26 protein-coding genes and 1 tRNA gene are annotated in these 22,337 nt (G+C 66.0%); 9 read left to right on the top strand and 18 right to left on the bottom strand.

Annotation, left to right across the window (positions count from 1 at the left end; genetic code table 11):
* Position 1 precedes the first annotated feature (1 nt).
* Both G6N28_RS18970 and G6N28_RS18965 read left to right on the top strand, forming a co-directional pair.
* Positions 2-820 carry an LLM class flavin-dependent oxidoreductase gene (locus G6N28_RS18970; RefSeq protein ID WP_163902935.1) on the top strand — a complete coding sequence of 273 codons (819 nt, stop codon included), beginning with the start codon at positions 2-4 and terminating at the stop codon, positions 818-820.
* A gap of 9 nt (positions 821-829) precedes the next feature.
* Positions 830-2,167: an MFS transporter gene (locus tag G6N28_RS18965; RefSeq protein ID WP_235674630.1), complete on the top strand. Its 1,338-nt coding sequence runs from the start codon at positions 830-832 to the stop codon at positions 2,165-2,167.
* On the opposite strand, the gene G6N28_RS18960 is transcribed toward G6N28_RS18965, so the two are convergent.
* The 13 genes from G6N28_RS18960 to G6N28_RS18905 all read right to left on the bottom strand — a co-directional run bounded on the left by G6N28_RS18960 (position 2,111) and on the right by G6N28_RS18905 (position 13,056).
* Positions 2,111-3,346 carry a cytochrome P450 gene (locus G6N28_RS18960; protein ID WP_163902933.1) on the bottom strand — a complete coding sequence of 412 codons (1,236 nt, stop codon included), beginning with the start codon at positions 3,344-3,346 and terminating at the stop codon, positions 2,111-2,113. The genes G6N28_RS18965 and G6N28_RS18960 overlap by 57 nt on opposite strands.
* Positions 3,347-3,366: 20 nt before the next feature.
* Positions 3,367-4,542, bottom strand: a complete 1,176-nt coding sequence (locus G6N28_RS18955; RefSeq protein WP_163902930.1) for a cytochrome P450 — start codon at positions 4,540-4,542, stop codon at positions 3,367-3,369.
* Entirely contained in the window at positions 4,539-4,958 is a 420-nt protein-coding gene (locus G6N28_RS18950) for a VOC family protein (protein WP_163902928.1), read from the bottom strand. The genes G6N28_RS18955 and G6N28_RS18950 overlap by 4 nt, the downstream gene beginning before the upstream one ends.
* On the bottom strand, positions 4,955-6,013 hold the full coding sequence (locus G6N28_RS18945; protein ID WP_163902926.1) for an NAD(P)H-dependent amine dehydrogenase family protein: 1,059 nt from the start codon (positions 6,011-6,013) through the stop codon (positions 4,955-4,957). Before G6N28_RS18945 ends, G6N28_RS18950 begins: the two co-directional genes overlap by 4 nt.
* A complete protein-coding gene (locus tag G6N28_RS18940) occupies positions 6,006-7,238 on the bottom strand; it encodes a cytochrome P450 (protein ID WP_163902924.1) in 1,233 nt (410 codons plus the stop codon). Before G6N28_RS18940 ends, G6N28_RS18945 begins: the two co-directional genes overlap by 8 nt.
* Complete coding sequence (locus G6N28_RS18935; RefSeq protein WP_163902922.1) at positions 7,235-7,675, bottom strand: hypothetical protein; 441 nt, start codon at positions 7,673-7,675, stop codon at positions 7,235-7,237. Before G6N28_RS18935 ends, G6N28_RS18940 begins: the two co-directional genes overlap by 4 nt.
* Before the next feature lie 19 nt (positions 7,676-7,694).
* The gene (locus G6N28_RS18930; RefSeq protein WP_179962115.1) at positions 7,695-8,381 is read right to left on the bottom strand and encodes a hypothetical protein; all 687 of its coding nucleotides are present in this window, start codon (positions 8,379-8,381) and stop codon (positions 7,695-7,697) included.
* Positions 8,378-8,506, bottom strand: coding sequence for a hypothetical protein (locus G6N28_RS27335; RefSeq protein ID WP_264032721.1), 129 nt, complete (start codon positions 8,504-8,506; stop codon positions 8,378-8,380). Before G6N28_RS27335 ends, G6N28_RS18930 begins: the two co-directional genes overlap by 4 nt.
* Before the next feature lie 12 nt (positions 8,507-8,518).
* Positions 8,519-9,322: a CbbQ/NirQ/NorQ/GpvN family protein gene (locus G6N28_RS18925; protein WP_163902920.1), complete on the bottom strand. Its 804-nt coding sequence runs from the start codon at positions 9,320-9,322 to the stop codon at positions 8,519-8,521.
* A gap of 31 nt (positions 9,323-9,353) precedes the next feature.
* Positions 9,354-10,889 carry a nitric oxide reductase activation protein NorD gene (locus tag G6N28_RS18920; RefSeq protein WP_163902918.1) on the bottom strand — a complete coding sequence of 512 codons (1,536 nt, stop codon included), beginning with the start codon at positions 10,887-10,889 and terminating at the stop codon, positions 9,354-9,356.
* Between the two features lie 148 nt (positions 10,890-11,037).
* Positions 11,038-11,640 carry a TetR family transcriptional regulator gene (locus G6N28_RS18915; protein ID WP_163902916.1) on the bottom strand — a complete coding sequence of 201 codons (603 nt, stop codon included), beginning with the start codon at positions 11,638-11,640 and terminating at the stop codon, positions 11,038-11,040.
* Positions 11,641-11,699: 59 nt separating this feature from the next.
* Positions 11,700-12,389: a hypothetical protein gene (locus G6N28_RS18910; RefSeq protein WP_046750223.1), complete on the bottom strand. Its 690-nt coding sequence runs from the start codon at positions 12,387-12,389 to the stop codon at positions 11,700-11,702.
* 67 nt (positions 12,390-12,456) lie between these two features.
* Entirely contained in the window at positions 12,457-13,056 is a 600-nt protein-coding gene (locus G6N28_RS18905; protein WP_163902914.1) for a TetR family transcriptional regulator, read from the bottom strand.
* A 76-nt stretch (positions 13,057-13,132) separates the two neighbouring features.
* On the opposite strand from G6N28_RS18905, the gene G6N28_RS18900 reads away from it, so the two are divergent.
* Positions 13,133-13,921 carry an SDR family NAD(P)-dependent oxidoreductase gene (locus G6N28_RS18900; protein WP_163902912.1) on the top strand — a complete coding sequence of 263 codons (789 nt, stop codon included), beginning with the start codon at positions 13,133-13,135 and terminating at the stop codon, positions 13,919-13,921.
* 18 nt (positions 13,922-13,939) lie between these two features.
* Positions 13,940-15,013, top strand: a complete 1,074-nt coding sequence (locus tag G6N28_RS18895) for an NAD(P)H-dependent amine dehydrogenase family protein (protein WP_163902910.1) — start codon at positions 13,940-13,942, stop codon at positions 15,011-15,013.
* A gap of 52 nt (positions 15,014-15,065) precedes the next feature.
* Here the strand turns inward: G6N28_RS18895 and G6N28_RS18890 are convergent, their stop codons facing one another.
* Complete coding sequence (locus G6N28_RS18890) at positions 15,066-16,328, bottom strand: amidohydrolase family protein (RefSeq protein ID WP_163906411.1); 1,263 nt, start codon at positions 16,326-16,328, stop codon at positions 15,066-15,068.
* Positions 16,329-16,365: 37 nt separating this feature from the next.
* Here G6N28_RS18890 and G6N28_RS18885 point away from each other — a divergent pair, with 37 nt between their 5' ends.
* A complete protein-coding gene (locus G6N28_RS18885) occupies positions 16,366-17,223 on the top strand; it encodes an AraC family transcriptional regulator (RefSeq protein WP_163902908.1) in 858 nt (285 codons plus the stop codon).
* Between the two features lie 86 nt (positions 17,224-17,309).
* Complete coding sequence (locus G6N28_RS18880; RefSeq protein ID WP_128108859.1) at positions 17,310-17,564, top strand: hypothetical protein; 255 nt, start codon at positions 17,310-17,312, stop codon at positions 17,562-17,564.
* A 107-nt stretch (positions 17,565-17,671) separates the two neighbouring features.
* On the opposite strand, the gene G6N28_RS18875 is transcribed toward G6N28_RS18880, so the two are convergent.
* A tRNA-Leu gene (locus G6N28_RS18875) sits at positions 17,672-17,757 on the bottom strand.
* A gap of 91 nt (positions 17,758-17,848) precedes the next feature.
* Between G6N28_RS18875 and G6N28_RS18870 the strand changes: the two genes are divergently transcribed.
* From G6N28_RS18870 to G6N28_RS18860, 3 genes are read left to right on the top strand one after another with little or no spacing between them, the layout of a single operon-like run.
* Positions 17,849-18,619, top strand: a complete 771-nt coding sequence (locus tag G6N28_RS18870) for a helix-turn-helix domain-containing protein (RefSeq protein ID WP_235674629.1) — start codon at positions 17,849-17,851, stop codon at positions 18,617-18,619.
* Complete coding sequence (locus G6N28_RS18865) at positions 18,600-18,983, top strand: hypothetical protein (protein ID WP_163902906.1); 384 nt, start codon at positions 18,600-18,602, stop codon at positions 18,981-18,983. Before G6N28_RS18870 ends, G6N28_RS18865 begins: the two co-directional genes overlap by 20 nt.
* A complete protein-coding gene (locus G6N28_RS18860) occupies positions 18,980-19,318 on the top strand; it encodes a DUF3817 domain-containing protein (RefSeq protein WP_064891896.1) in 339 nt (112 codons plus the stop codon). Before G6N28_RS18865 ends, G6N28_RS18860 begins: the two co-directional genes overlap by 4 nt.
* On the opposite strand, the gene G6N28_RS18855 is transcribed toward G6N28_RS18860, so the two are convergent.
* The 3 genes from G6N28_RS18855 to rph form a co-directional block, all read right to left on the bottom strand.
* A complete protein-coding gene (locus tag G6N28_RS18855; RefSeq protein ID WP_407664976.1) occupies positions 19,296-20,771 on the bottom strand; it encodes an MFS transporter in 1,476 nt (491 codons plus the stop codon). The genes G6N28_RS18860 and G6N28_RS18855 overlap by 23 nt on opposite strands.
* Positions 20,772-20,918: 147 nt before the next feature.
* Positions 20,919-21,533 (bottom strand): RdgB/HAM1 family non-canonical purine NTP pyrophosphatase, encoded by a 615-nt coding sequence (gene rdgB, locus G6N28_RS18850; RefSeq protein ID WP_179962219.1) that lies wholly within the window; start codon positions 21,531-21,533, stop codon positions 20,919-20,921.
* The gene (gene rph, locus G6N28_RS18845; RefSeq protein ID WP_163902902.1) at positions 21,530-22,312 is read right to left on the bottom strand and encodes a ribonuclease PH; all 783 of its coding nucleotides are present in this window, start codon (positions 22,310-22,312) and stop codon (positions 21,530-21,532) included. The genes rdgB and rph overlap by 4 nt, the downstream gene beginning before the upstream one ends.
* Positions 22,313-22,337 lie beyond the last annotated feature (25 nt).

Genomic DNA, 22,337 nt, shown 5'->3' with positions numbered 1-22,337 from the left:
GATGAAGTTCGGCTTCTACACACCCAACTTCGGCTTCTGCGGAGACGCCCGAGTCCTGTCGGAGCTTGCCTTCGACGCCGAACAAGCCGGCTGGGACGGCTTCTTCATCTGGGACCACCTTCAGTTCGAAGAGCCGACCGCCGACCCATGGATCGCGTTGACCGCGATGGCGATGCGAACGGAGCGCATCGTGCTCGGTCCGCTGGTCACCCCGGTGCCGCGACGGCACATCACCAAGTTGGCTCGCGAGGTGATCACCCTCGACCACCTCTCGGGCGGGCGCATTGTGCTGGGGGTGGGTGCGGGTTACCCACACCTACCGGATTACACCGCGTTCGGCGACGATGGCGACGCAACGCGCCGGGCCGCCAAACTCGATGAGGCGCTTGACGTGCTCACGTCGCTGTGGGCCGGAGCCCCCGTGAGCCACCAGGGCACCCACTACCACGTGGAATGTGATGCGTTTCAGCCACCGCTGCAGAAGCCCAGAGTCCCGGTGTGGGTTGCGGCCACGTGGCCGTCGAAGAAGCCGCTGCGTCGCGCGGCGCGCTGGGACGGCGTGGTTTCAACCGGGCCGTACGGCCTCGAGGTCGAGCCCGACGACCTCAACGACATGCGCACCTATATTCAGCAACAGCGGAATGCCACAACGAATTTCGATATCATTTCGTTCGGTCAGACCGCTGGCCCGTCCGACACCGCCACGGTTCGGCAGTGCGCCGATGCGGGTGCCACCTGGTGGATCGACTACGTCTACACCGCAGACAACACGCTGGACGCGACGCGCGCGCGGATCAGGCAGGGACCACCGCGGCGGTAGCGGCAGACCATGTCGGTGACGAATTCGATACCGCAGACCTCCCCGATGCGGGTTGCCACCGCCAGCTTCATCGGGACGACGGTGGAGTTCTACGACTTCCTCATCTACGGCACGGCCGCCGCGCTGGTGTTTCCGAAACTGTTCTTCCCGGAAGCCTCACCGGCGATGGGACTGCTGTTGTCGTTCGCGACGTTCGGTGTGGGCTTCGTCGCCCGTCCGCTCGGCGGCGTCGTGTTCGGCCATTTCGGTGACCGGGTGGGCCGCAAGAAGATGCTGGTGTACTCGCTGTTGCTGATGGGCAGCGCGACAGTGTTGATGGGCTTGCTGCCGACCTACGGACACATCGGCCTGGCCGCGCCGATTCTCTTGACGCTGTTGCGGTTGGTGCAGGGTTTCGCCGTCGGCGGGGAGTGGGGTGGCGCGACGCTCATGGCCGTCGAGCACGCGAGCGCCGAACGCAAGGGCCTCTACGGCGCCTTCCCGCAGATGGGCGCGCCTGCCGGCACCGCGACCGCCACCCTTGCGTTCTTCGCGGTGTCCGGCCTGCCCGATTCGCAGTTCCTCGCCTGGGGATGGCGTGTGCCGTTTCTGGCCAGCGCCGTGCTCATCGTCATCGGCCTGGTGATCCGGCTTTCGGTGACCGAAAGCCCCGACTTCGACGCGCTTCGGCAACGAGCCCAACTGGTTCGGATGCCAATCACGCAGGCGGTGCGCAAGCACTGGAAGCAGATCCTGCTGGTCGCGGGCGCCTACCTGTCTCAAGGAGTGTTCGCCTACATCTGCGTCGCGTACCTGGTGTCCTACGCCACCACGGTGGCCGGGATCGATCGCACCGCAGCGCTTTTCGGGGTATCGGTCGCCGCGGTGGTGGCCGTCGCGACCTATCCGATGTTCGGCGCGCTGTCTGACCGGCTCGGACGCAAACCGGTCTTCGTCACCGGGGTGGTCCTGATGGGATTGTCGATCTGGCCGGCCTTCACGTTGATCAACACCGGTAGGCCCGCACTGTTCCTGGCCGCGCTGTTGCTGGTGTTCGGTTTCGCCATGGCCCCGGCCGCCGGTGTCACCGGATCCTTGTTCAGCCTCGCCTTCGACGCCGACGTGCGCTACAGCGGGGTGTCGATGGGCTACACGCTGTCTCAGGTGGTCGGTTCGGCGTTCGCCCCCACGATCGCGACCGCCCTCTACGCGGCGACGCACACCAGCAATTCCATTGTCGCCTACCTCGTCGCCGTGTCGGTGATCTCCGCTGTGTCGGCGTGCTTTCTGCCCGGCGGCTGGTTGCGCGCCTCACGCGACGACGTCGAACTCGACGTGCAGGGCGATCGGCCCGCTCATGCCGAGTAGCGGCTTCCACGGTGCATGGCCGACGCGCCGAACGTTCGGTATCCGGCGTGCGAGAATTGTCAGTGCTTCCGCGAGTTCACGCCGCGCCAGGTTGGCGCCGAGGCAATAGTGCGCTCCACCCCCGAAGGTCAGAATCGGCGGCGGGTCGTCGCGGGTGATGTCGAAGCGGGTCGGGTCGTCGTAGACCGCGGGATCGCGGTTGGCCGCATAGGTGTTGACGATGATGAACGTGCCCGCGGGGAAGGTGTACTCGCCGATCGTGACGTCGTCGATGGCGCTGCGCACCGTGCTGCACATCGACGGGGAATGCCGCATCGTCTCCTCGACGGCGGGCATCGCCAGGTCCGGGCGCTCCTTTAGCAGCGCCCATTGGTCCGGGTGGTCGCAGAGCACCTGCATCGACGCGGCCAGCTGGCTGCGGGTGGTGTCGGTGCCCGCGACCAGGATGCTGAACGCCAGCATGCGTAGTTCGCCCACATCCAGGCGGTCGCCGTCGACCTCCGCGCGGATGAGTTCGGAGAGCAGGTCGTCGGTGAGGCGGTGCCGTCGGCGCGCGATCATCTCGTCGATGTAGTCGTCGAACTCACCCCACGCCTTGAGGATCGTTGGTTCTTCCTGCGCGATGTCGCAGTCGAAGCTGACGATCTTGAAGATGTCCTCGGCCCATCGCGAGAACTGCTGCCAATCCTCCCGCGGCGCACCGAGCAACGCGCAGATCACCGGAATCGGGTACGGCCGTGCGATCGCGGCCACGAACTCACACCCGCCGTCGTCGGCGACACCGTCGATGAGCTCGTTGACCACCGTGTGAATGGTGGGTCCCATCCGCGCGGTGGCCCGCGGCGTGAACGCCTTCGCCACCAGCCCGCGCAGGCGGCGGTGCTCGTCGCCGTCCATGTTCAAGATGCTGCGCGTCACCCTGTCCCACAGCGGACCCGACGTGATTCCGTGCGCTGAGAGATGGATTCCCTTGGGAATACCGAACCGAGGATCGCGAAGGACCGACCGGGCCAGCTCGTACGAAATCACCTCGGGTCCAACGGGGCCCAACGCGACGGGAGCGATCTGCTGCGCGGCCTGAAACTGCGCACAGATCTGCTGGGGTGTGGCGGTGATGTCATAGTCCAGCGTGGGAAGGCCGGCCTCGAAGACGCTGGGCTTGACGGCACCGACAGTCATGGTTCTCCTCTGGGCTGCTTCTATGTGGCCGCACCAAGCCGCAGCGGCAGTTCCGGCAGGGCGGCGGTGGCCGACGGCCACGTGATCTCGGGGACGTAGCCGGGTGCCAGCTCGAAATCCGGTATCCGGTACAGCCATTCGGTGACGACGATCTTCAGCTCCATCCGCGCCAGATGAGACCCCAGGCAGCGATGCGGGCCGCCGCCGAAGCCCCAGTGCTTGTGCACCTTGCCGTCCATCACGAGGTCATCACCGGAGGTCGCGTCGCTGCCGTCGCGGTTGATGGCGCCCAGACACAACCGGACCTCGGCTTCGGCGGGCAGCGTGACACCGGAGACGGTCACCGGCCGGGTTACGCGTCGGCCGATCGTGGGTGCCGGCGGCTCCAGCCGGATCATCTCCTCGACGAAACCATCGACATTGTTCGGCTTCTCGCGAAGCTGCGTGCGTAGTTCGGGTCGCCGGGCCAGTTCGAGAATCGTGAAACCGATTGCGGAGGTGACGGTGTCGAGGCCAGCGAGCACGAAGACCAGCGAGAGCCCGGTCGCCTCCTCGTCGGTCAACGGGTCGTCACCGTGCAGCAGCTGCGACAGGATGCCGTCCTGTGGTTCCCGCCGTTGCCGGTGCACCGCCTCGGTGAGGTAGGCGAACAACTCCGCCGCCGGGGTCAAATCGACCGTGGCCGGGTCCTTCGCCAGGCTGACCGCGATGATCGCGTCCTTCCACCTGATCAGCCGTTCCCTTTCCGCGAGCGGCAGCCCGAACAGGGTGAGGAACACCTGCGAAGGGTAGGGCGTGGCGAGGTCGGCCATCACCTCGCACTCGGATCGGCGCGCGATGCCGTCGATGATGTCGATGGCCTGGGTCTGCAGCGACGGCAGCACGGAGGTCAGTGCCTGCGGGCTGAAGAACGGATGCAGGATGCGACGGTAGCGCGTGTGTTCGGGCGGATCGAACGCCAGCGGCACCATCGGTACCGGGCTGATCATGTCGTCATAACTGGTCTGTGAGGAGAATGTCTCGTAATCACGCAGCGCGGCAAGAACATCCTCGCGGCGGGTGAAGTAGTACGAGTCGTCGCCGTACAGTACGGGCCCGAGGTCGCGCAGTTTCGCCCAGCCCGCACCGCGGTCGTGGGCCATCGGCAGGTCTTCGTAGCGGACGGGTGGCGGCAGGTTTGCAGAGATATCAGTCATGTCACATTCGTTGCTAGAAGGGTGATGGGGAGGTTGAACACAGAAAGATCGATTTCGTCGAGATAGGAACCCTCTCCTGAGAAGTGTTGGCGGAACCGCGTGACCGCACCGTAGCGATCCGTCACCGCCTCGGCTGCCGCGGGATCGGGCACCTGCAGCACCACGGTGTACACACCGTCGCCGTGGCTGGCCAGAAAGTCGTTGACCGACAACGCCACCGACGCCGTCGACCCGGGAATCGGGCTGATCAGCTCGAGCCCACCCTCCCAATCCAATTGGACGGTCACGCCCAGTTCGGTCAACTCGGCGGGGTTGAAGGCGAAGCCTAGCTCGGTGAACATCCGGGCGACATCGGCCTGCCGCTCAGCGGCGACGGCGAAGACCACGTGGTGCAGCCGCGAACCGTCGGTTCTCATGTGCGCACCAGCCCGCGCGGCGCAACCAAACCGAGATCCAGGTGGGTGAGCCAGCCAGGCGGGGCGTCGCATACGTCGGGAATCGCGTTGATCGCGCCCATCGCCGTCCAGTCGTAACCAGGATGGGTCATGGTTCCGTCGGCCCTCACGAGGCCGTGCATCGTCAGCTCGGTGGACGGGTCGCCCTCGATGACGACGCGGTACCGCGTCCGGCCCCAGTCCCAGGCCGGATCGAGCTGATCGGGTCCGCCGGTCAGGTAGATCGCGTGGTAGACGATCAGCGGGTTGCCGTCGACCCAGGCTGTCCACTCGTGGTGTTGCGCGGCAACGGTTCCGCGTGCAATGGCGCCCTCGGCGTGCGGGATGTCCTCGGTGGCGACGGCGGCCTTCACGTCGGCGGCGGTGACGTCGTCGATCCGCACGCCCAAACCGTCGGCGACCATCTGCATCGACTGCGCGAAGAACGGGATACCGAGACCGAGAATGGTTGGCTCCGAGAGAAATTGGTCCTTGTCCTTACCGAACCCCATCCAGTCGATGTGGTCCATCGGGGCGTCGGTCAGTACGTTGACGACTTCCCACAGTTCGACCTTGTCGATCCGGCTGGTCACGCGCGCGAGCGTGAGCGGGAGGATGTCGCCGGCATAGCCGGGGTGAATGCCGCCCGCGTGAAACGACGTCCCGCCCTCCTGGCATGCGGCCCGGATCTTGTCCCCGCCGTCGCGGAACTTTTCGGTGGGATGGAAGAAGCCGCTGGTGGTGACGACGTTCTTGCCAGAGCGCAGCAGTCGGCAGACGGTGTCGACGTCCATGATCACCGGTGTGTAGAACACGCAGTCGGCGTCCAGGCCGATGATCGATTCGACGTCGTCGGTCGCGGTCACCCCGACCGGTGCGACGCCGGCTATTTCACCGGCGTCCTTGCCGACCTTGTCCTTGTTGTGCACCAGCACGCCGACGAGATCGAAGACCGGGCACTGCGCGAAGTGGCGTACACCGACCTGTCCGACATCTCCTGTCATCCACTGGATGACCCGATATGTTCGCTCAGACATTGAGCACCGCGCAGGTTTCGGCCGGGTCGAACGACACGGGAAGGGAGCGGAAGCCGCGGGTGATGGAATTGCCCACGAACACCGGCGGTTTCGAGGTGTCCAGCGTGAGTGTCGGCATCCGGTTCAGCACCTGCTCCAGGCCCACCTGCAATTCCAGCCGGGCCAGGTTGGAGCCAAGGCACCGGTGCACGCCGGCGCCGAAGCCCAGATGGCGATTGTCGCGCCGATCCAGGATGCATCGGTGGGCGTCGACGAACATGTCTTCGTCGCGGTTGGCCGAGGCGTAGTTCACGATCACCGAATCGCCGGGGCAGAACGTCCGGCCACCCAGCTCGACTTCCTTGGCGACGGTGCGGGGGATGCCGTGGATCGATCCTCCGAACCGGATGAACTCCTCCACCGCGCGCGGCAGCAGTTCCGGCTCGCCGATCAACCGGTCCCGTTCCTCGGGGTGCGTGGCGAGATAGTGGAAGGACCACGACATCGCGCTGGCTGTGGTCTCCAGCCCGGCCTGGACCAGCAGCATGGCGTTGGCCACCACCTCGTTGAACGGTAGCGGCTGCCCGTCGATCTCGGCGCCGAGCAGCACGTCGATCATGTCGTCGCGGGGCGGCGCGTCGGTGCGGGCGGTCACCGCGTCGTGGAGGTGCTGATACAGCCCACCCCACGCGGGACCACGCTCCTCCTCGGTGGCGCCGTTGAGCGCGGTGTCGGTGAGCTCGATGCACAGCGGGACGTCCTCGACCGGCAGGCCCAGCACGTACTTGAAGAACACGATCCCCGGCTGCCGCCACGCGACCTGCGCGAGGTCTCCCCGCCCGGTGGTGATGAAATCGTCGATGAGCCGGTCGGTCTCCTCGCGGATCTGGGGTCGCAGTGCCTTCATCCGCGCCGGCGAGAAGTACGGGTTGAGCACCTTGCGGAACTTCTGCTGCCGGGGCGGGTCCAACGTGATCACCAGATCACCGCCGAACGCCTCGGTCGCGTCCGGCGTCGGGTTGCTCGAGAAATGCTGCCAGTCCTGCAGGATTCGGTAGCACTCCTCATAGCGCACCGCCACCCAGGCGCTGCCCGGCATGGTGGTGAGGAACGGGGTGTCGGTGTGTACGAACGGCGCTTGGCGCCGCATCACCCCGTAGACCTCGTAGAGGAATTCGATGTCGTTGAAGTCCTCGTGGCGCAGATCCCAGTTCTGCGCGTGCTCGTCGGCCGATCGTCGACTCATGGCGTCGAATCCTGTTGTTGCTGCGCGGCTTTGCGAGCCTCGCTCTCCTCGTGGATGCGGACCAGTTCGCGGAAGCCGATCCGGTCATACTTGGGTACCGGCTGGATCCCCCACTCGTCGCGCGCGGTGTCCTTGCCCTCGGCGCCCTCCGGTGGGCCGAGCGGCGGATACGGCACCTTGCACTCCAGCGTGTCGTCGGAGTAGCGGACCTTGAGCAGGCCGCTGCAGATCTCGGTGAGGCTCAGGGTCGGATAGCCGTACCACACCGCCATGAAGGGCAGCGTGAACGCTCCCTCGATCACCAGGGCGATCAGGCAGACGAGCACGGCGCGCTTGATGTACTTGTGCATCCGCGCGTAGTACGGGGTGGTACCGGGCGGGAGATCCTCGGCGGGATCCTTCTCGTCGGCGGCCGAGGTGGACGGTGACGACGTCATGGTTTGCTCCTTAACCTGTTCAGTCGGAGAAGATCTCGCGGTTGACGGTGTGCAGATAGGGAATCGCCAGGAACGGTGTGATGTAGAAGATGTCGTAGATCCACCAGCCGATGACGGGGAACAGCACACCGGAGTAGCGCACGTCGGCGTACATCGTCATGTTGAACACGTAGGCGCACCAGATCACCACACCCATCCAGCAGGTGATGATCATCCACTGGTGCCCCCACCGCTTCATCTGCAGGAAGCCGATTGCCGCGGCGCACCGCATCGCGAACACGGTCAGGATCAGCCCTGCGACATAGGCCTTTTCGCCGGGTACCGCGGAGCCGCCGACCCAGGGTTCGTTGTAGTGCCAGAAGTAGGCCGCGTCGAACATGTGGCCCCAGCCGATCATCAACACCCGGTTGATCAAGGTGTGGTTGCCGATCAGGTCCAACGCCCAGCCCAGGCTGTTGAGGAAGCCGTCGATGAGCACCAGGTAGCCGATCAGCGTGACGATCATCGGCCGCACCGACAGGCCGGCCCGCGCGGCCTGTCGCTGTAACCACACCCCGCGCATGAAGATCGGGAAGCCGATGATGCCCGGTGCCCACATGCCCATCAGCGCGGCGCCGACGATCATCCACTTGTCGGCGCGGCGTTGGGCGAGTCGCGATTCTTCGTGGTGGTCTTCGAGGCTGACCGTCGTCGCCGTCGCGCTCACAGCGTCCACCAGCCCCGCTCGAACGACATGTACAGCTGGATGAGGAACATCGCCAGCAGATAGCCGTAGATGACGATCTGCAGAATGATCAGCGCTCGTTTGCGCTGCCTCTCCTTGGGGTCCATAAGGATTCCTTCCTAGTGCGGGGTGCTCGAAGTGTCGGCGCCGGCCAGGCTGGCCACGGCGACTTCACGTAGGCCGTCGGTGACGGCGCCGTCGCTGGACAACGGCGCGAGAACGCAGGCCTCGGCCGCGTCCAGTTCGGTTGCGCCGGCGGCGATCAGGTGTGCCGCGGTGACCAGGACGCGGGTCGACGGGGGTTCGAAGTGGAACGCCTCGTCGGCGGTGCGGATGGCGGTGGCGCATCGGACCAGTCGCGTGGCGGTCGGCAGCGGGACGCCGGTTTCGGCGACGATGACCTCGGCCTCGCGGTCGGGGGGAAGGTAATTCATCGGCAGCGTGACGAAGCGTTGCCGAAACGACGGTTTGAGTTCCTTCAGCGAGCTGCGGTACGCCGGGTTGTAAGAGCACACCAGCATGAAGGTTTCGGGGGCGTGGACCACCTCGTCGGCGCGGTCGAGGTAGAGCGTGCGTCGGTGGTCGGTCAACGAATGCAACACCGCGAGCGAGTCGTGGCGAGCCTCCACCACCTCGTCGAGATAGCAGATCGCCCCGGCTTTGACCGCCCTGGTCAGCGGTCCGTCCGTCCAGACCACATCGCCGCCGGTCACCATGAACCGGCCGACGAGATCCGAGCTGGTCAGATCGTCGTGGCAGCTGATGGTGACGACGGGCCGGCGCAGCAGCGCGCCCATGTGCTCGACGAGGCGTGTCTTCCCGCACCCGGTCGGTCCGGTGAGCATGACGGGTAGGCGCTGGTGATAGGCCTGCTCGAACAGCTGGACTTCGTTGCCGTTGGCGTAGTAGGTGTCGGTGGTCATCGGTGGCTGGAGCTCCTCGGTTGGTTGTCGATCAGGCGGCGACGAGTTCGCGGTGGACGTGGGCGAGCACCCTGGGCAGGTCCTCCACGCGCCGGATGCGTTGGGACCGGCGGGGTCCGAAGACCTCTGGCAGCGGATCGACCCGGGTCGGTCCGACGCCGACGTAGTAGATCGAGACGCCTGCGTCGTTGGCCTCCTCGACCGCGTGCGCGGCGTCGGCCCAGGCGTAGCGGCCCTCGTAGCCCTCGTCGGAGATCAGGCCGTCACCGATCACGATCATCAGGCGCCGCTCGGAAGGCTGCGCCAGCAAACGGCTTGTCAAGTGCCGCAACGGCGCACCGAGCCGGGTATAGCCCCCGGCCGACAGGCCCAGCCGGCTCGGCGGCACAAAGCGCCGCTCGTCGAAGTCCTTCAGGCAGTTGACTTCGACCCGATGGCGGGTGTTTCCGGTGAACACGAAGATTCCGTGCCGTTCCCGGGCCAGCGTCATCGCCCGCGACAGCGCGTCTGCGCAGGCCAACTCGAGCTTGAAGACCCTTCCGCCGTGCACTCCCAGCGACGAACTGCCGTCCAACAGCAAGGCGGTGGTGACGTCGCGGCTGCTGGGCAGCAGTTCGCGGAAGATGCGGGGCTCGATCGCCTCGCCGGTGGTGAGGTCGACGTAATGGTTCACATACTGGTCGACGTCCAGGTCGCTACCGTCTTCAAGCCGGCTCTTCATGGCCCGATGGGTGTGCTCCTCGAACCATTTGCGCAAGTCGGCCGAGACCACGCCGGGCTGTCGTTCGCGGCTGGGATGAGCGCGTTCGAGCACCGCGACATGGTCGGGCATGAAGCTTTTCGTCCAGGCGTTCCACTCCGGGTACGGGATTCCCGGCCGGTGCTCGGGGGCGACGTCGAGGTCGTTGTCCTGCGGGCGGCTCGGCGGCGGCAGGTTCAGGTTGCGCACACCTCCGTCGCCGCCGACGGGCACCGAGTACGGGCGCGGCAGCCGCTTTTGGGTACTGGTCCACGGCATCCGGCCGAAGCTGCGCCGCAGCTTGTCGGTCAGCCCCTGCGGCGCCGTGTAGGCCAGCGGCAACCGGCCCACCACAGCCGGGACGTCGGCGATCGGCTGTCCGCTGCGCGCCCACGTGATCGCCCGGTCGAGCATCGCCTCGGCGGTCATGTCGTCGGGCAACATCTCGAGATCGGGCAGCAATCGCTGCGCCTCGCTCATCAGGCCGGGCCAGGTGGCGGCGACCCAGCCCAGTGCGACGCCGGCCTCGACCAGCGTGAGCGCACGAAGCTCACGCGCCGTCAGCTCGTTGAGCCGATAGCCGGCGAGTCGCTCCTTGGAAGGTGAAGATTGGAGTGCGACACCACACGTCAAAGTTCTACGCGTCCAGTCGCGCCCAAGAGAGGGATAGGGCACCTGCACGTAATCGAGACCGGCGCTCAGGCTGAACTGACGGTGCTCACCGGTCACCAGGCGCACCCCTTCGCGGCGTTCGCCGCTCAGCGCGACAGCCGTGACGGCGCAACTTCGTTCGATCGCCAGCGCGTGCGCGTCGGACAGCTCGCTCATCGCAGCCCTAGAACGTGCCGAGGCTGGAGAACATCCAGTACCAGAACCAGATGACGAGGGCGGCTCCACCCCACGCCCCGACGTAGCGCAGTATCTCCCAAATCCATGCCCACACTGTCAAACTCCTCGCTTGTCGTCTTGTCGCATGTCATCGCACCTCCAGACCGCGCACGGCGGTCGAGACCAACTTGGCCAGCATCGTTTCGCGGGTCTCGGGATTGTCCGTCGTGGTCAGCACGCCGTAGATGCCGAGCAGGAAGAAGGTGGCGCTGTAGAAGGCGTCGACCTCAGGGTGAACTTCACCGTCACCGCGAGCCCGCTCGAGCTCGCGCACCAGCAACACGATCACCGGATGGTCGGTCCACTCATCCTTGTGCGGCCTTGTCGGCGAGAAATGCTGAGCCAGCAGCTCTTTGAAAAGGATCGGCCCGAACCGGCGCTCCAGACCGGTCACGAGGTCGATCACGGCGGTCAACGTGGTGACCAGGTCGTGCCGCTGTTCGACAAACCTGGCGAATTCCGCTGCGATCCGCGCCTCTTCGCGGTTCTCCAACTCGAGAAGCACATGCTCCTTGCTGGGAAAGTGGAAGAAGAAGGTGCCGTGCGCGACACCGGCGGCCGCGGCGATCGCATTGACGTCGGCGCCGGCCATGCCCGACTTCTTGAACTCGGCGATCGCGGCACCGAGGATGCGCTCGCGCGTCCGCATCCGTCGCGCCGCTCGCGCCGACACCTTCACCTGTGAGGTCATGGTCCGCCCTTTGTAACGCAATGACTGACTGTAGTCAATGAGTTCAGTCAGTTATAAGCTCAGTCGGAGAAGATTTCCCTGTTCACCGAATGCAGATACGGGATGGCCAGGAACGGCGTGATGTAGAAGATGTCGTAGATCCACCAACCGACCACGGGCAGGATCACCCCGGCGTAGCGGACATCGGCGTACATCGTCATGTTGAACACGTAGACGCACCAGATAACCACGCCCATCCAGCAGGTGATGATCATCCACTGGTGGCCCCACCGCTTCATCTGCAGGAAGCCAATTCCCGCGGCGATGCGCATGCAGAAGACGGTGAGGATCAGCCCGACCTCGAGTGCCTTCTCGCCGGGACCGGCCGCCCCGCCGAGCCAGAGCTCGTTGTAGTGCCAGAAGTAGCCGGCGTCGAACATTGCTCCCCAGCCGTTCAACAACACTCGCGCTAGCAGCGTGTGGTGGGCGACCAGATCCAGCGCCCACCCGAACACGTTGATCGCGGCGTCGACGATGACGCAGTAGCCGAGCAGGGTCACCAGCATCGGCCGCACCGTCAGTCCTTCGCGGGCGGCGTTGCGCAGAATCCACACGCCGCGCAGAAACAGCGGCAGGCCGAAGATGCCGAGCGCCGCGGTGCCGATCAACACGCTGCCGGAGATCAGCCATTTATCGGCCTGCCGCTGCACCTGACGCGAGCGCTCCATGTGCTCGTCGAGCCCGCTTCCGACCACGGTGTTGGCGGACATGGTCAAAGGGTCACCTCCTGCATCGCCCGGGCTGAGCTTTGCAGCGTGACTGACTTTAGTCAACCAGTCAGAGCGCCTCGAGGCCGCGTAATGTCTGGGCCACGTAGTCGTCGATCATCGAACTCTGCGTTGGCCAGTCGTGGGTGGTCGTCAGCAATGCGTAGAGTCCGAGCAAGAAGAACACCGCACTGTTGGTCGGGTTGACCGCGGGGGCGACCCGGCCGGCCCGCTGGGCGCGCTCGATCTCCTGGGCGACCCGGACGATGACTGGGTGCTCGTTACTCTCGTCCAGCGGCCTGCTCTGCGAGAAGTGCAGTGCAAGAAAGTCTTTGAACAGTATCGGCCCAAGGCGGCGCTCCAGCCCCAGCACAAGGCGTACCGCCTCCTCGAAAATAGCGCGCAGGCTTCGCTTGGCGTCAGCGAACCGGCCGAGCTGTTTGGCGATGCGCTCTTCTTCGCGACGCTCCAGCTCGAGCAGCACATGCTGTTTGGTGGGAAAGTGAAAGAAGAAGGTGCCGTGTGCGACGCCGGCGGCCGCGACGATGGCGCCGACATCAGCCTCGGCCATCCCGGCCCGCTTGAACTCGGCGATGGCGGCGCCCATCAGCCGCTCCCGGGTCTGTAAGCGTTTTGCCTCACGCGCTGAAGGTTTGTCGACCACCGCCATGCCCAGACGATAGCAACAGCGACGAGGGGTCTTGACACATGTGATTGACTTCAGTCAATTTCATCGAGGAGTCGATATGGCGCTGGAGCAGTTCAATCTCGACGGGCAGGTGGCGATCGTCACCGGCGCGGGCAAAGGTGTCGGACAAGGTATCGCACGGGTCCTGGCGGAGGCTGGTGCCACCGTCGTCGGCACGGCCCGCACCGAATCCGACATCGTCGCGACGATCAAGGGCATCGAAGATTCCGGCGGCAAGGGCTTGGCCCTCGTCGCCGACGCGATGAGCCGTCCCGACGGCGAACGCGTCGTGAACACGACCATGGACCGCTTCGGCCGCATCGACATCCTCATCAACAACGTCGGCGGCTCGAAATACGCACGGTTCCTCGACATCACCGACGAGGACTTCAAGCAGACATTCGACTGGTGTGTGACCTCGGCGTTCATCATGAGCCAATTGTGCGCGCCGCACATGCTCGACGCCGGCCACGGATCGATCGTCAACATCTCTTCGGGTTCGGCACGGTTCGGCATCCGGGCACTTACGGCCTACTGCACCGCCAAGGGGGCGCTGGAGGCGTTGACGCGGGCCATGGCACAGGAACTCGCCCCGAAAATCCGGGTCAACGCGATCGCGTTGGGCTCCTTTGCCACCGACGGCCTGCAGGGCAGCCTGGACCTGATGCCGGGATCGTTGGACAAGATGCTGGAGTCCACGCCGCTGCACCGGCTCGGCAACGTCGAAGACCTCGGCCGGCTCTGCGTCTACCTGGCCACCCGGGACTGCTACGCGACCAACGCGATCTTCCACGTCGACGGCGGTATCGACTCGAACAACTCGCCTCTGCCCATCCCCGACTACTGATCGAGAACGGATCCCCAAATGCGCCGAGTAGTCCAGTTTTCCACCGGCAACGTCGGGCAGCACTCGTTGCCCGCGCTCATCGGGCGGCCGGATTTCGAGCTCGTCGGAGTACATGCCGCCAGCCCCGACAAGATCGGCAAGGACGCTGCCGAGTTGTGCGGGCTCAGCGAACCGACAGGGGTGATCGCGACCGACGACATCGACGCGCTGGTCGCGCTGAAACCCGATTGCGTGGTTTATACCGCGCTGGGTGAGACGCGGCCGATGGAGGCGATCGAGGAGATGTCGAAGTTCCTCGCCGCGGGCATCAACGTCGTGGGCACGTCGATGGTGTGGTTGGTGACGCCGAACCAGGCCGACGACTGGCTGCGCAAGCCCTTGGAAGAAGCCTGCGAAACGGGCAATTCGTCGCTCTACGTCAACGGCATCGACCCCGGCTACTCGGGCGACACCGCGGCGCTGGCCGCGCTGAGCCTGGTCACCCGTGCCGAATCGGTCGCGATCCAGGAGGTTTTCGACTATGGCAACTACGACGACTACGAATACACCGGAACGGCAATGGGTTTCGGTGCCACTCCCGATGATGAGCTGCCGATGGCGTTCCAGCCCGGGGTCATCGCATCGATTTTCGGCGGGCTGGTGCGCAACCTCGCGCATCATCTCGGAGTCGAGCTCGACGAGCTTCGCGACCGCTACGAGCCGTGGTACGCCGACAAGCGCATCGAATGCAAGATGATGACCGTCGAACCCGGCCGGCTAGCCGGGGTTCGGTTCGCCGCGGAAGGCGTGCGCGGCGGCGAACCCGTCATCACCGTGGAGCACACCACCCGGCTCACCCCGGACGCGGCGCCTGACTGGGAGTATCCGCCCGAGGGACACTCCGGTGTGCACAAGGTGATCGTGGACGGCGAGCCCCGCATCGAGATGAGCACCCTGCTGTCTCACCCCACCCTCGACGTCACCGAAGCCGGATGCGTGTCCACCGCGGCCCGCGTCGTCAACGTGATCGACTGGGTGTGCCGCGCGCCCAAGGGGATCATCGCCGTCGAAGACATTCCGCCGTCGGAGATGGTCCGCGGCCTGATGTGGTGAGGCCCTGAGGGGCGCCCCGTAGCTCGCGAAACCGAGGCAGGCAGGCGTCGGCTTACGCCTTGGCGAGCTGCTTCTGCTCGTAGAGTCGACGCCATTCGGCGCGCGGGCGGATCGACACATCGACGTCGGTCGCCTTGGCGCGCAACGCCCCAACCGTCGCCTCCGACCGCGGGGTGCGGGCGAACGGGTCCCAGGTGAAGAAGTTGCACGCGTTCTGCCACGTGATCTTGTTGATGTCGGCGGCGTCGGCGCCCGCGGCGGTCAACTCGGCCAGCACCTGTTCGGGCGCGTCGGGCCAGAAGCAGTCCGAGTGCGGATAGTCGCACTCCCACGCGATGATGTCGATGCCGATCTCATGGCGCAGTTTCAGCGAGGTCTTGTCGGTGACGTAGCAGGCCAGCGAATGCTCGCGGAACACGTCGGACGGCAGCTTGTCGCCGAAGTCGCGCCGCAGCCACTTCTGGTTGGTGTAGTGGCGGTCGCTGCGGTCGAGATAGAACGGAATCCAGCCGATTCCACCTTCGGAGAACGCGAATTTCAGGTCCGGGTAGTTGCGCATCGCCGGACCCCACAGCAGATCCTGCGCGCACATCGCCGACACCTGGGTGGCCAGGATGATCAGGTTGTCGATCGGCGCGTTGGGCGCCATGCTGATCGCGCCGAAGCCGGTGCCGATGTGCAGGCACATCACCACGTTCTCCTCCGAGAGCGTGCGGAACACCGGACCCCAGTAGTCCTCGTCGTGATAGCTCGGAAGCCCTTCCAGGTGGGGAAGTTCCGGCATCGTCACAGCGCGGCACCCCTTGGCGGCCACCCTGCGGATCTCGTTGCACATGCCCTCGGGCGTCCACGTCGGCAGGATCGCGATCGGGATGAACCGATCCGGGTACGACCCGGCCCACTCGTCGATGTGCCAGTCGTTGTAGGCCGACACCATGATCAAGGTGACGTCTTCGCGTGTCATGTTGAGGTGGCGCGCGGAGAACCCGGTGAACGTCGGGAAGCACATCGACGCCAGGATGCCGTTGCGGTTCATGTCGCGGACCCGCTCGTGCACGTCGTACACCCCCGGGCGCATCTCGGCGAACCCGGCCGGGTCCCGGCCCCACTCCTCCGCCGGCCACGACACCACCGCGTTCAGCCCGCTGACGCCCTGCGGACGGCCTTGATACATCCACTGGTCGACGCCCTTGTCGTCGGTCACCACGACCGGCGCCTCGTCCTTGTACTTCGCGGGCACGTGACGCAGGAACATGTCGGGCGGCTCGACGACATGGTCGTCGATGCTCACCAGGATCAGGTCGTCAGGGCGCAGGGTTTCGGTCATATCCCCAGTAGTACCGTGTGCAGACGTGACCGTCTCTGCGCGATCGGACAGACTCTTGGCCGAATCGGCCAACGCGACGGGTTCGCGTCGCGTGATCGACCTGCGCCGCGGCGGCCGGGCGCTGGCCGGCAGCTACCTGTATCACGGCGACGAGCTCATCACGGGTTGGCACTCGCACGACGTGCACCAGATCGAGTACGCGGTCGGCGGCGTGGTCGAGGTGGAGACCGACTCGGCGCACTACCTGCTGCCGCCGCAACAGGCGGCGTGGATCCCCGTCGGCCTGCAACATCAGGCACGGATGAACCCGAACGTCCGCACCGTCGCGGTGATGTTCGACCCACTGTTGCTTCCCGACGGCGGGGACCGCGCCCGGATCATCGCGGTCTCACCGCTGGTCCGGGAGATGATGCTCTACGCGCTGCGCTGGCCGATCGACCGCAGACCGGGCTCCGCCGAGGATGAGCGGGTGTCGGACAGCTTCTTTCGGACGTTGGCCGATCTGGTCCGCGAAGCCCTCGATCACGAGGCGCCGTTGAGCCTGCCCACCTCGGAGCACCCGACCGTCGCCGCCGCGATGGCCTACACGAAAGCGCATCTCGACACCGTCACCGTCGACGACGTCAGCCGCGCCGTCGCGGTGTCCGAACGGACGTTGCGGCGGCTGTTTCAGGACACGCTTGGAATTCCTTGGCGGACATATCTTTTGCATGCCCGGATGTTGCGGGCCATGGCGCTATTGGCCGCGCCGGGGCAATCCGTGCAGGAGACGTCGTCGGCGGTCGGCTTCGACAGCCTCAGCTCGTTCACCCGGGCGTTCACCCAGTTCTGCGGCGAGACGCCCACGACGTACCGCAAACGGGTCGGCAGCGGTCTCGGCTGACGACGGACCACCCGCACCACGTTTAGAAACTGTCCTAGCGGTCAATTCCTCGGCATCTGGATTTGCATCGCCGATGGGAGAGCTTGATGCGCGGACGTACCTCCGCACCGTCCGAGGACACCGGTTCTGAGGCCTGGTCAGAGGCGGTTGCGACGACGGGGCTCATCCTCAACATCGCGGGCGTGATCGCGATCGCGGTGGCGTTGGCCAGCTGGACGGTCGGCGACGGCATACTGGCCCTGGTGTTCGGTGTGATCGCGGCGGTCGGATTCACCGGCAGCATCGTCTGCTTTGTCAGGCAGTCCGCCGACCCGGAAGTCACTTCCCCTCAGAACGCGTAGCTTCGACCGGCGTCGCTGAGGACCGCCGAGTTCTGCGTGACGGTCGCTCTGTCGTCGCCGGAACGACCGTCCGGCAGATTTCGGTGAACGATCGAGCGCGCAAGGGGTGGTGCGGGCGGTGGGATTCGAACCCACACGCTCTTTCGAGCACCGGCACCTAAAGCCGGCATGTCTGCCGTTCCATCACGCCCGCATCGTGGCGATCGTACCGCCCAAAACCTTCACCCAGATATGTCGGCCGTGCCGCATATCTTGAGGAAAACGCAGAAAGGCGGGGGCAGAGGGTGCGGTCAGCAGAAGAGTTTGAGGCCGCAATGCGCCTCATCGCATCCGGCGCCAACGCTTCGGCGGTCGCACGTCAACTCGGTATACCGCGTTCTACGGTGCGGGACTGGCGGAACAAACCGCAGATCGCGTCGAGGCACACGCGCGAAAGCGAATGCGGTGTCGTCCATGACTTCTCAGTCCTACCGCCCGCCGCGTACAGCTATGTGCTGGGTCTATACCTCGGGGACGGGAACATCTCACGGACACGTCGAGTATGGCGCCTGCGGATCACCCTCGACAAAAAGTATCCGGCGATTATCAATCGGTGCTGTTACGCCATCGGATTGCTGATGCCAGGTCAACGCGCGGGACTCGTGCAGCGTGTCGGATGTGTCGATGTCTACCTTTTCTCTAGACACTGGCCCTGCCTATTTCCTCAACACGGTCCGGGCAAAAAGCATGAGAGGCCGATCAAACTCGCGCCCTGGCAGCAAGCACTCGTCGACCAGGCAACCGAAGAGTTCGTTCTCGGCCTCATCCATTCCGACGGCTGCCGCGTCGTCGCCAACGATCGCGGGGTACGCAGCATCCGGTACCACTTCACAAACCGATCCGAAGACATCCTGGGATTGTTCACCGCCGCGCTCGACAGGCTCGACATCCCCTGGACCCGGTCGAGCAGATACATCATCTCCGTTTACCGCAAAGCGGCCACTGCGCGGCTGGATGAGTTCGTCGGGCCGAAGGCCATCGCGGTACCGTTGAATGGTGTCCACTACACGGCGTAGCAGACCGGCGCTCATCGCCCTGGTGATCGTCGGCGCCGCCGGCTGTCTGGCCCTGGCGTGGTGGCAGTGGACCCGCTTCGAGTCCACGTCCGGCGATTTCCAGAACCTCGGCTACGCGCTGCAGTGGCCGATGTTCGCCGGCTTCCTCATATACGCCTACTACAAGTTCGTCCGCTACGAAGAAGCGCCACCCGCGCAGCCCAGCGGCGATGCCGTCACCGAAATTCCCGCCGGACTGCTGCCCGAACGCCACACGCCGCGACCCGACACCGACGCCGATCCCGCGTTGCGGGAGTACAACGCCTACCTCGCCGAGCTCGCAGAGAAAGACGCCCAGAAAGACAAGGAACAGCCGACGTCATGACCGAAACCCCCGCGCCCACCACCCCCATCGACGCCATCCGCAAGGCGCTAATGGGCTACCGCGTTCTCGCTTGGACGACCGGTATCTGGCTGATCGCGCTGTGCTACGAGATGGTGATGAAGTACGTCTATGACGTCGAGGGCCTGAACTGGATCGCGGTCGTCCACGGCTGGGTGTACTTCGTCTATCTGCTCTTCACCGCCAACCTCGCGGTGAAGGTGCGCTGGCCGATCGCCAAGACCATCGGCGTGCTGCTGGCGGGCACCATTCCGCTGGTCGGGATCATCGTCGAGCAGGTGCAGACCAAGGAGATCAAGGAACGCTTCGGCTTGTGACCGGCTCCCGTTCCTGCACGACGGCGTCGTCGGCCCCGTCGACCATGGCGGGAATCAGCACGGCCAGCAGCGCGGCAAGCGCCGCCATCCCCGCAGCGATCACCAACGCGATCCGCAACGCGGTCAGCGACGGATAGTCCTGGCCCGCAACCGAGACCGTCGCGCCTGCGAGCACGGCGCCCACCACGGCACTGGAGATGGAGGTGCCCAGTGACCGTGCCAGCGCATTGATCCCGTTAGCCGCAGCGGTTTCCGAGATCGGCACAGCCGCGTTGATCAACGCGGGCATCGACGCGAACGCGAACCCGACCCCGACACTGACCAGCACGTTAAACAGGGACACCTGCCACGCGCTGCCGATCAGCGCCAACCCCGCCAGATACGAGCCCGACACGACCAGGCTGCCGATGATCAGCGTGGACTTCGGCCCGTGCGCCGCCGCCACCCGCGATGCGATCGGCGCGGAGACCATCATCGCCAGCCCGCCGGGCGCCAGCCACAGACCGGCTTGCAGCATGCTCTGGCCCAACCCGTAGCCCGTTGCCGGCGGCAGCTCGAGGACCTGCGGTCCGATCAACGACATCGCGAACAACGCGAACCCCACCGCGATCGACGCCACGTTCGTGCTCAGCACCGGCCGCTTCAACGTGGTCCGCAGGTCGACGATCGGTGCGGCGGTGCGAAACTGCCACAGCGCGAAGAAGCCGAAGACGACGATCGACGTCACGAACATCCCCAGCGTCGTCACGCTGGTCCAGCCCCAGTCCCCGCCTTTGGAGATGCCGAGCAGCAGCGTCACCAGCCCGGCGGCCAGCCCGATCGTGCCGAGCGGGTCGAAGCGATCGTTCGACGTCGCGGGAATCCGAGGCACCAGCACCGCGAACAGCAGGCCGGATGCGACACCGAGGGCGGCGGCGAACCAGAACAGCGCATGCCAGTCGAAACGGTCGGCGATGATCGCCGACAGCGGAAGCCCCAGCGCCCCGCCCACCCCGAGCGAGGAACTCATCAACCCCATCGCCGTGCCGACCCGGTGCGGCGGGACGGTCGCCCGCAGCACGCTGATGCCCAACGGGATGATCGGTATGCCGAAGCCCTGCAACGCGCGGCCGACGATCACCGGGACCAACGCGTTCGTCGTCGCCACGAGCAACGAACCGGCCGTCAACAGGACCGCGCAGATCAGCAGGATCGGCTTGGGCCCGTACATGTCGCCGAGCCTGCCGAACACCGGCGTCGCCACCGCGGCGGTGAGCAGCGTCGCGGTGATCACCCACGACGCATTGGCGGCGTTGGTGTGCAGCAGCGCGGGCAGTTCGGGGATGAGCGGGATCACCAGGGTCTGCATCAGCGACACGCTGATGCCGGCGGCGGCGAGGACCGCGACGACGATCGCCGGATGCCGGGTGCGTGCGCCGTCGACGTCGGAGAGGGTGGAGCGGCGGCTACGCACCCCGGGCATGCTACCGATTAGATCGGCTATACAAAATCCGCGTTAGGCGCCGGCCAGTTCGCCGGTTCGCGAATGTGCGTTTTGATACGCGCACGACGGCGTGTTCGGATGAAACGGCACGTTCGCGGCCTTGAGAGCGCCGCGCCCTCAGCCGGCCAGTTCGCGCAACGCCGGCAGCAGCGCCGTCAACGCCCGCGCGCGATGCGACACCGCGTCCTTCTCGGCGGGGCTCAGCTCGGCGGCGGTTCTCGTCGACCCGGCGGGCACGAACACCGGGTCGTAGCCGAAGCCGCCGTCGCCGCGTGGCTCGTGCGCGATGCCGCCCCGCCACTCCCCCCGCACGACGACCTCGCCCGCGTCGTGCACCAGCGCGCAGGCCGACACGAACGCCGCGCCGCGCCGCTCGTCGGGCACGTCGCGCAGTTGCGCCAGCAGCAACGCGGTGTTGGCTCGGTCTTTTTCGGCGGCATCGCCGTGCGTGCCCGACCACCTCGCCGACAACACCCCCGGCATCCCGTTCAGCGCGTCGACTTCCAGCCCGGAGTCGTCGGCCACCGTCGCCAGCCCGGTGGCCCGAAACGCCTGGCGCGCCTTGGCCACCGCGTTGTCCTCGAACGTCGCACCGGTCTCCGGTGCTTCGTCGAACGGTGCCACGTCGTCAAGGGACAGCAGCGTCAACCCCGACACCCCGGCGGCGTCGAGGACGCGGTGCAGCTCGGCCAGCTTCTTGCGGTTGCGGCTGGCCACCAGCAGCGAGGTCAGCTTCCGAACGCCTTCTTCGGCGGCTCCGGGGATTCCGGCAGCTTCCCCGGGTACGGCAATTCCAGTGCCTGGCGCTGGATTTCGAAGATCTGCTCGCAGGCGCCCATCGCAGCGTCGAGCATCTTGTCCAGCGTCGAGCGCGGGAACGTCGCGCCCTCTCCGGTGCCTTGGATCTCCACGAGCGTCCCGGTGTCGGTGGCGACGACGTTCATGTCGACTTCGGCGCGGGAGTCTTCGGAGTAGGGCAGGTCGACGCGGATGCGTCCGTCGACGACGCCGACACTGACGGCCGCGATCGCGCACGACAGTGGCCGGGGATCTGCCAGTTTGCCGGCGGCGGCCAGGTAGGTCACCGCGTCGGCCAGCGCGACGTAGGCGCCGGTGATCGCCGCGGTGCGGGTACCGCCGTCGGCCTGCAGGACGTCGCAGTCGATCGCGATGGTGTTCTCCCCCAGCGCCGCCAGGTCGATGCACGCGCGCAGCGACCGGCCGACGAGCCGGCTGATCTCCTGGGTTCGCCCGCCGACTCGGCCCTTGACCGACTCGCGGTCCGAGCGCTCGTGGGTCGCGGCAGGCAGCATCGCGTATTCGGCGGTCAGCCAGCCCTGCCCGGTGCCCCTGCGCCAGCGCGGCACACCTTCGGTGACGCTGGCGGTGCACATGACGCGGGTTTCGCCGAACTCGACCAGCACCGACCCGGCGGGGTGTGTGGTGAAGCCGCGGGTGATGCGGACCGGTCGCAGTTCGTCGTCGCGCCGACCGTCTTCTCGTGTGGACACGGGCCAACCCTATCGGGTGGCTCCG

This window comes from Mycolicibacterium pulveris (assembly GCF_010725725.1).
Lineage (GTDB): Bacteria > Actinomycetota > Actinomycetes > Mycobacteriales > Mycobacteriaceae > Mycobacterium > Mycobacterium pulveris.
The sequence above is the reverse complement of the archived record's forward strand: the minus strand, read 5'-3'. Positions and strand labels throughout refer to the sequence as shown.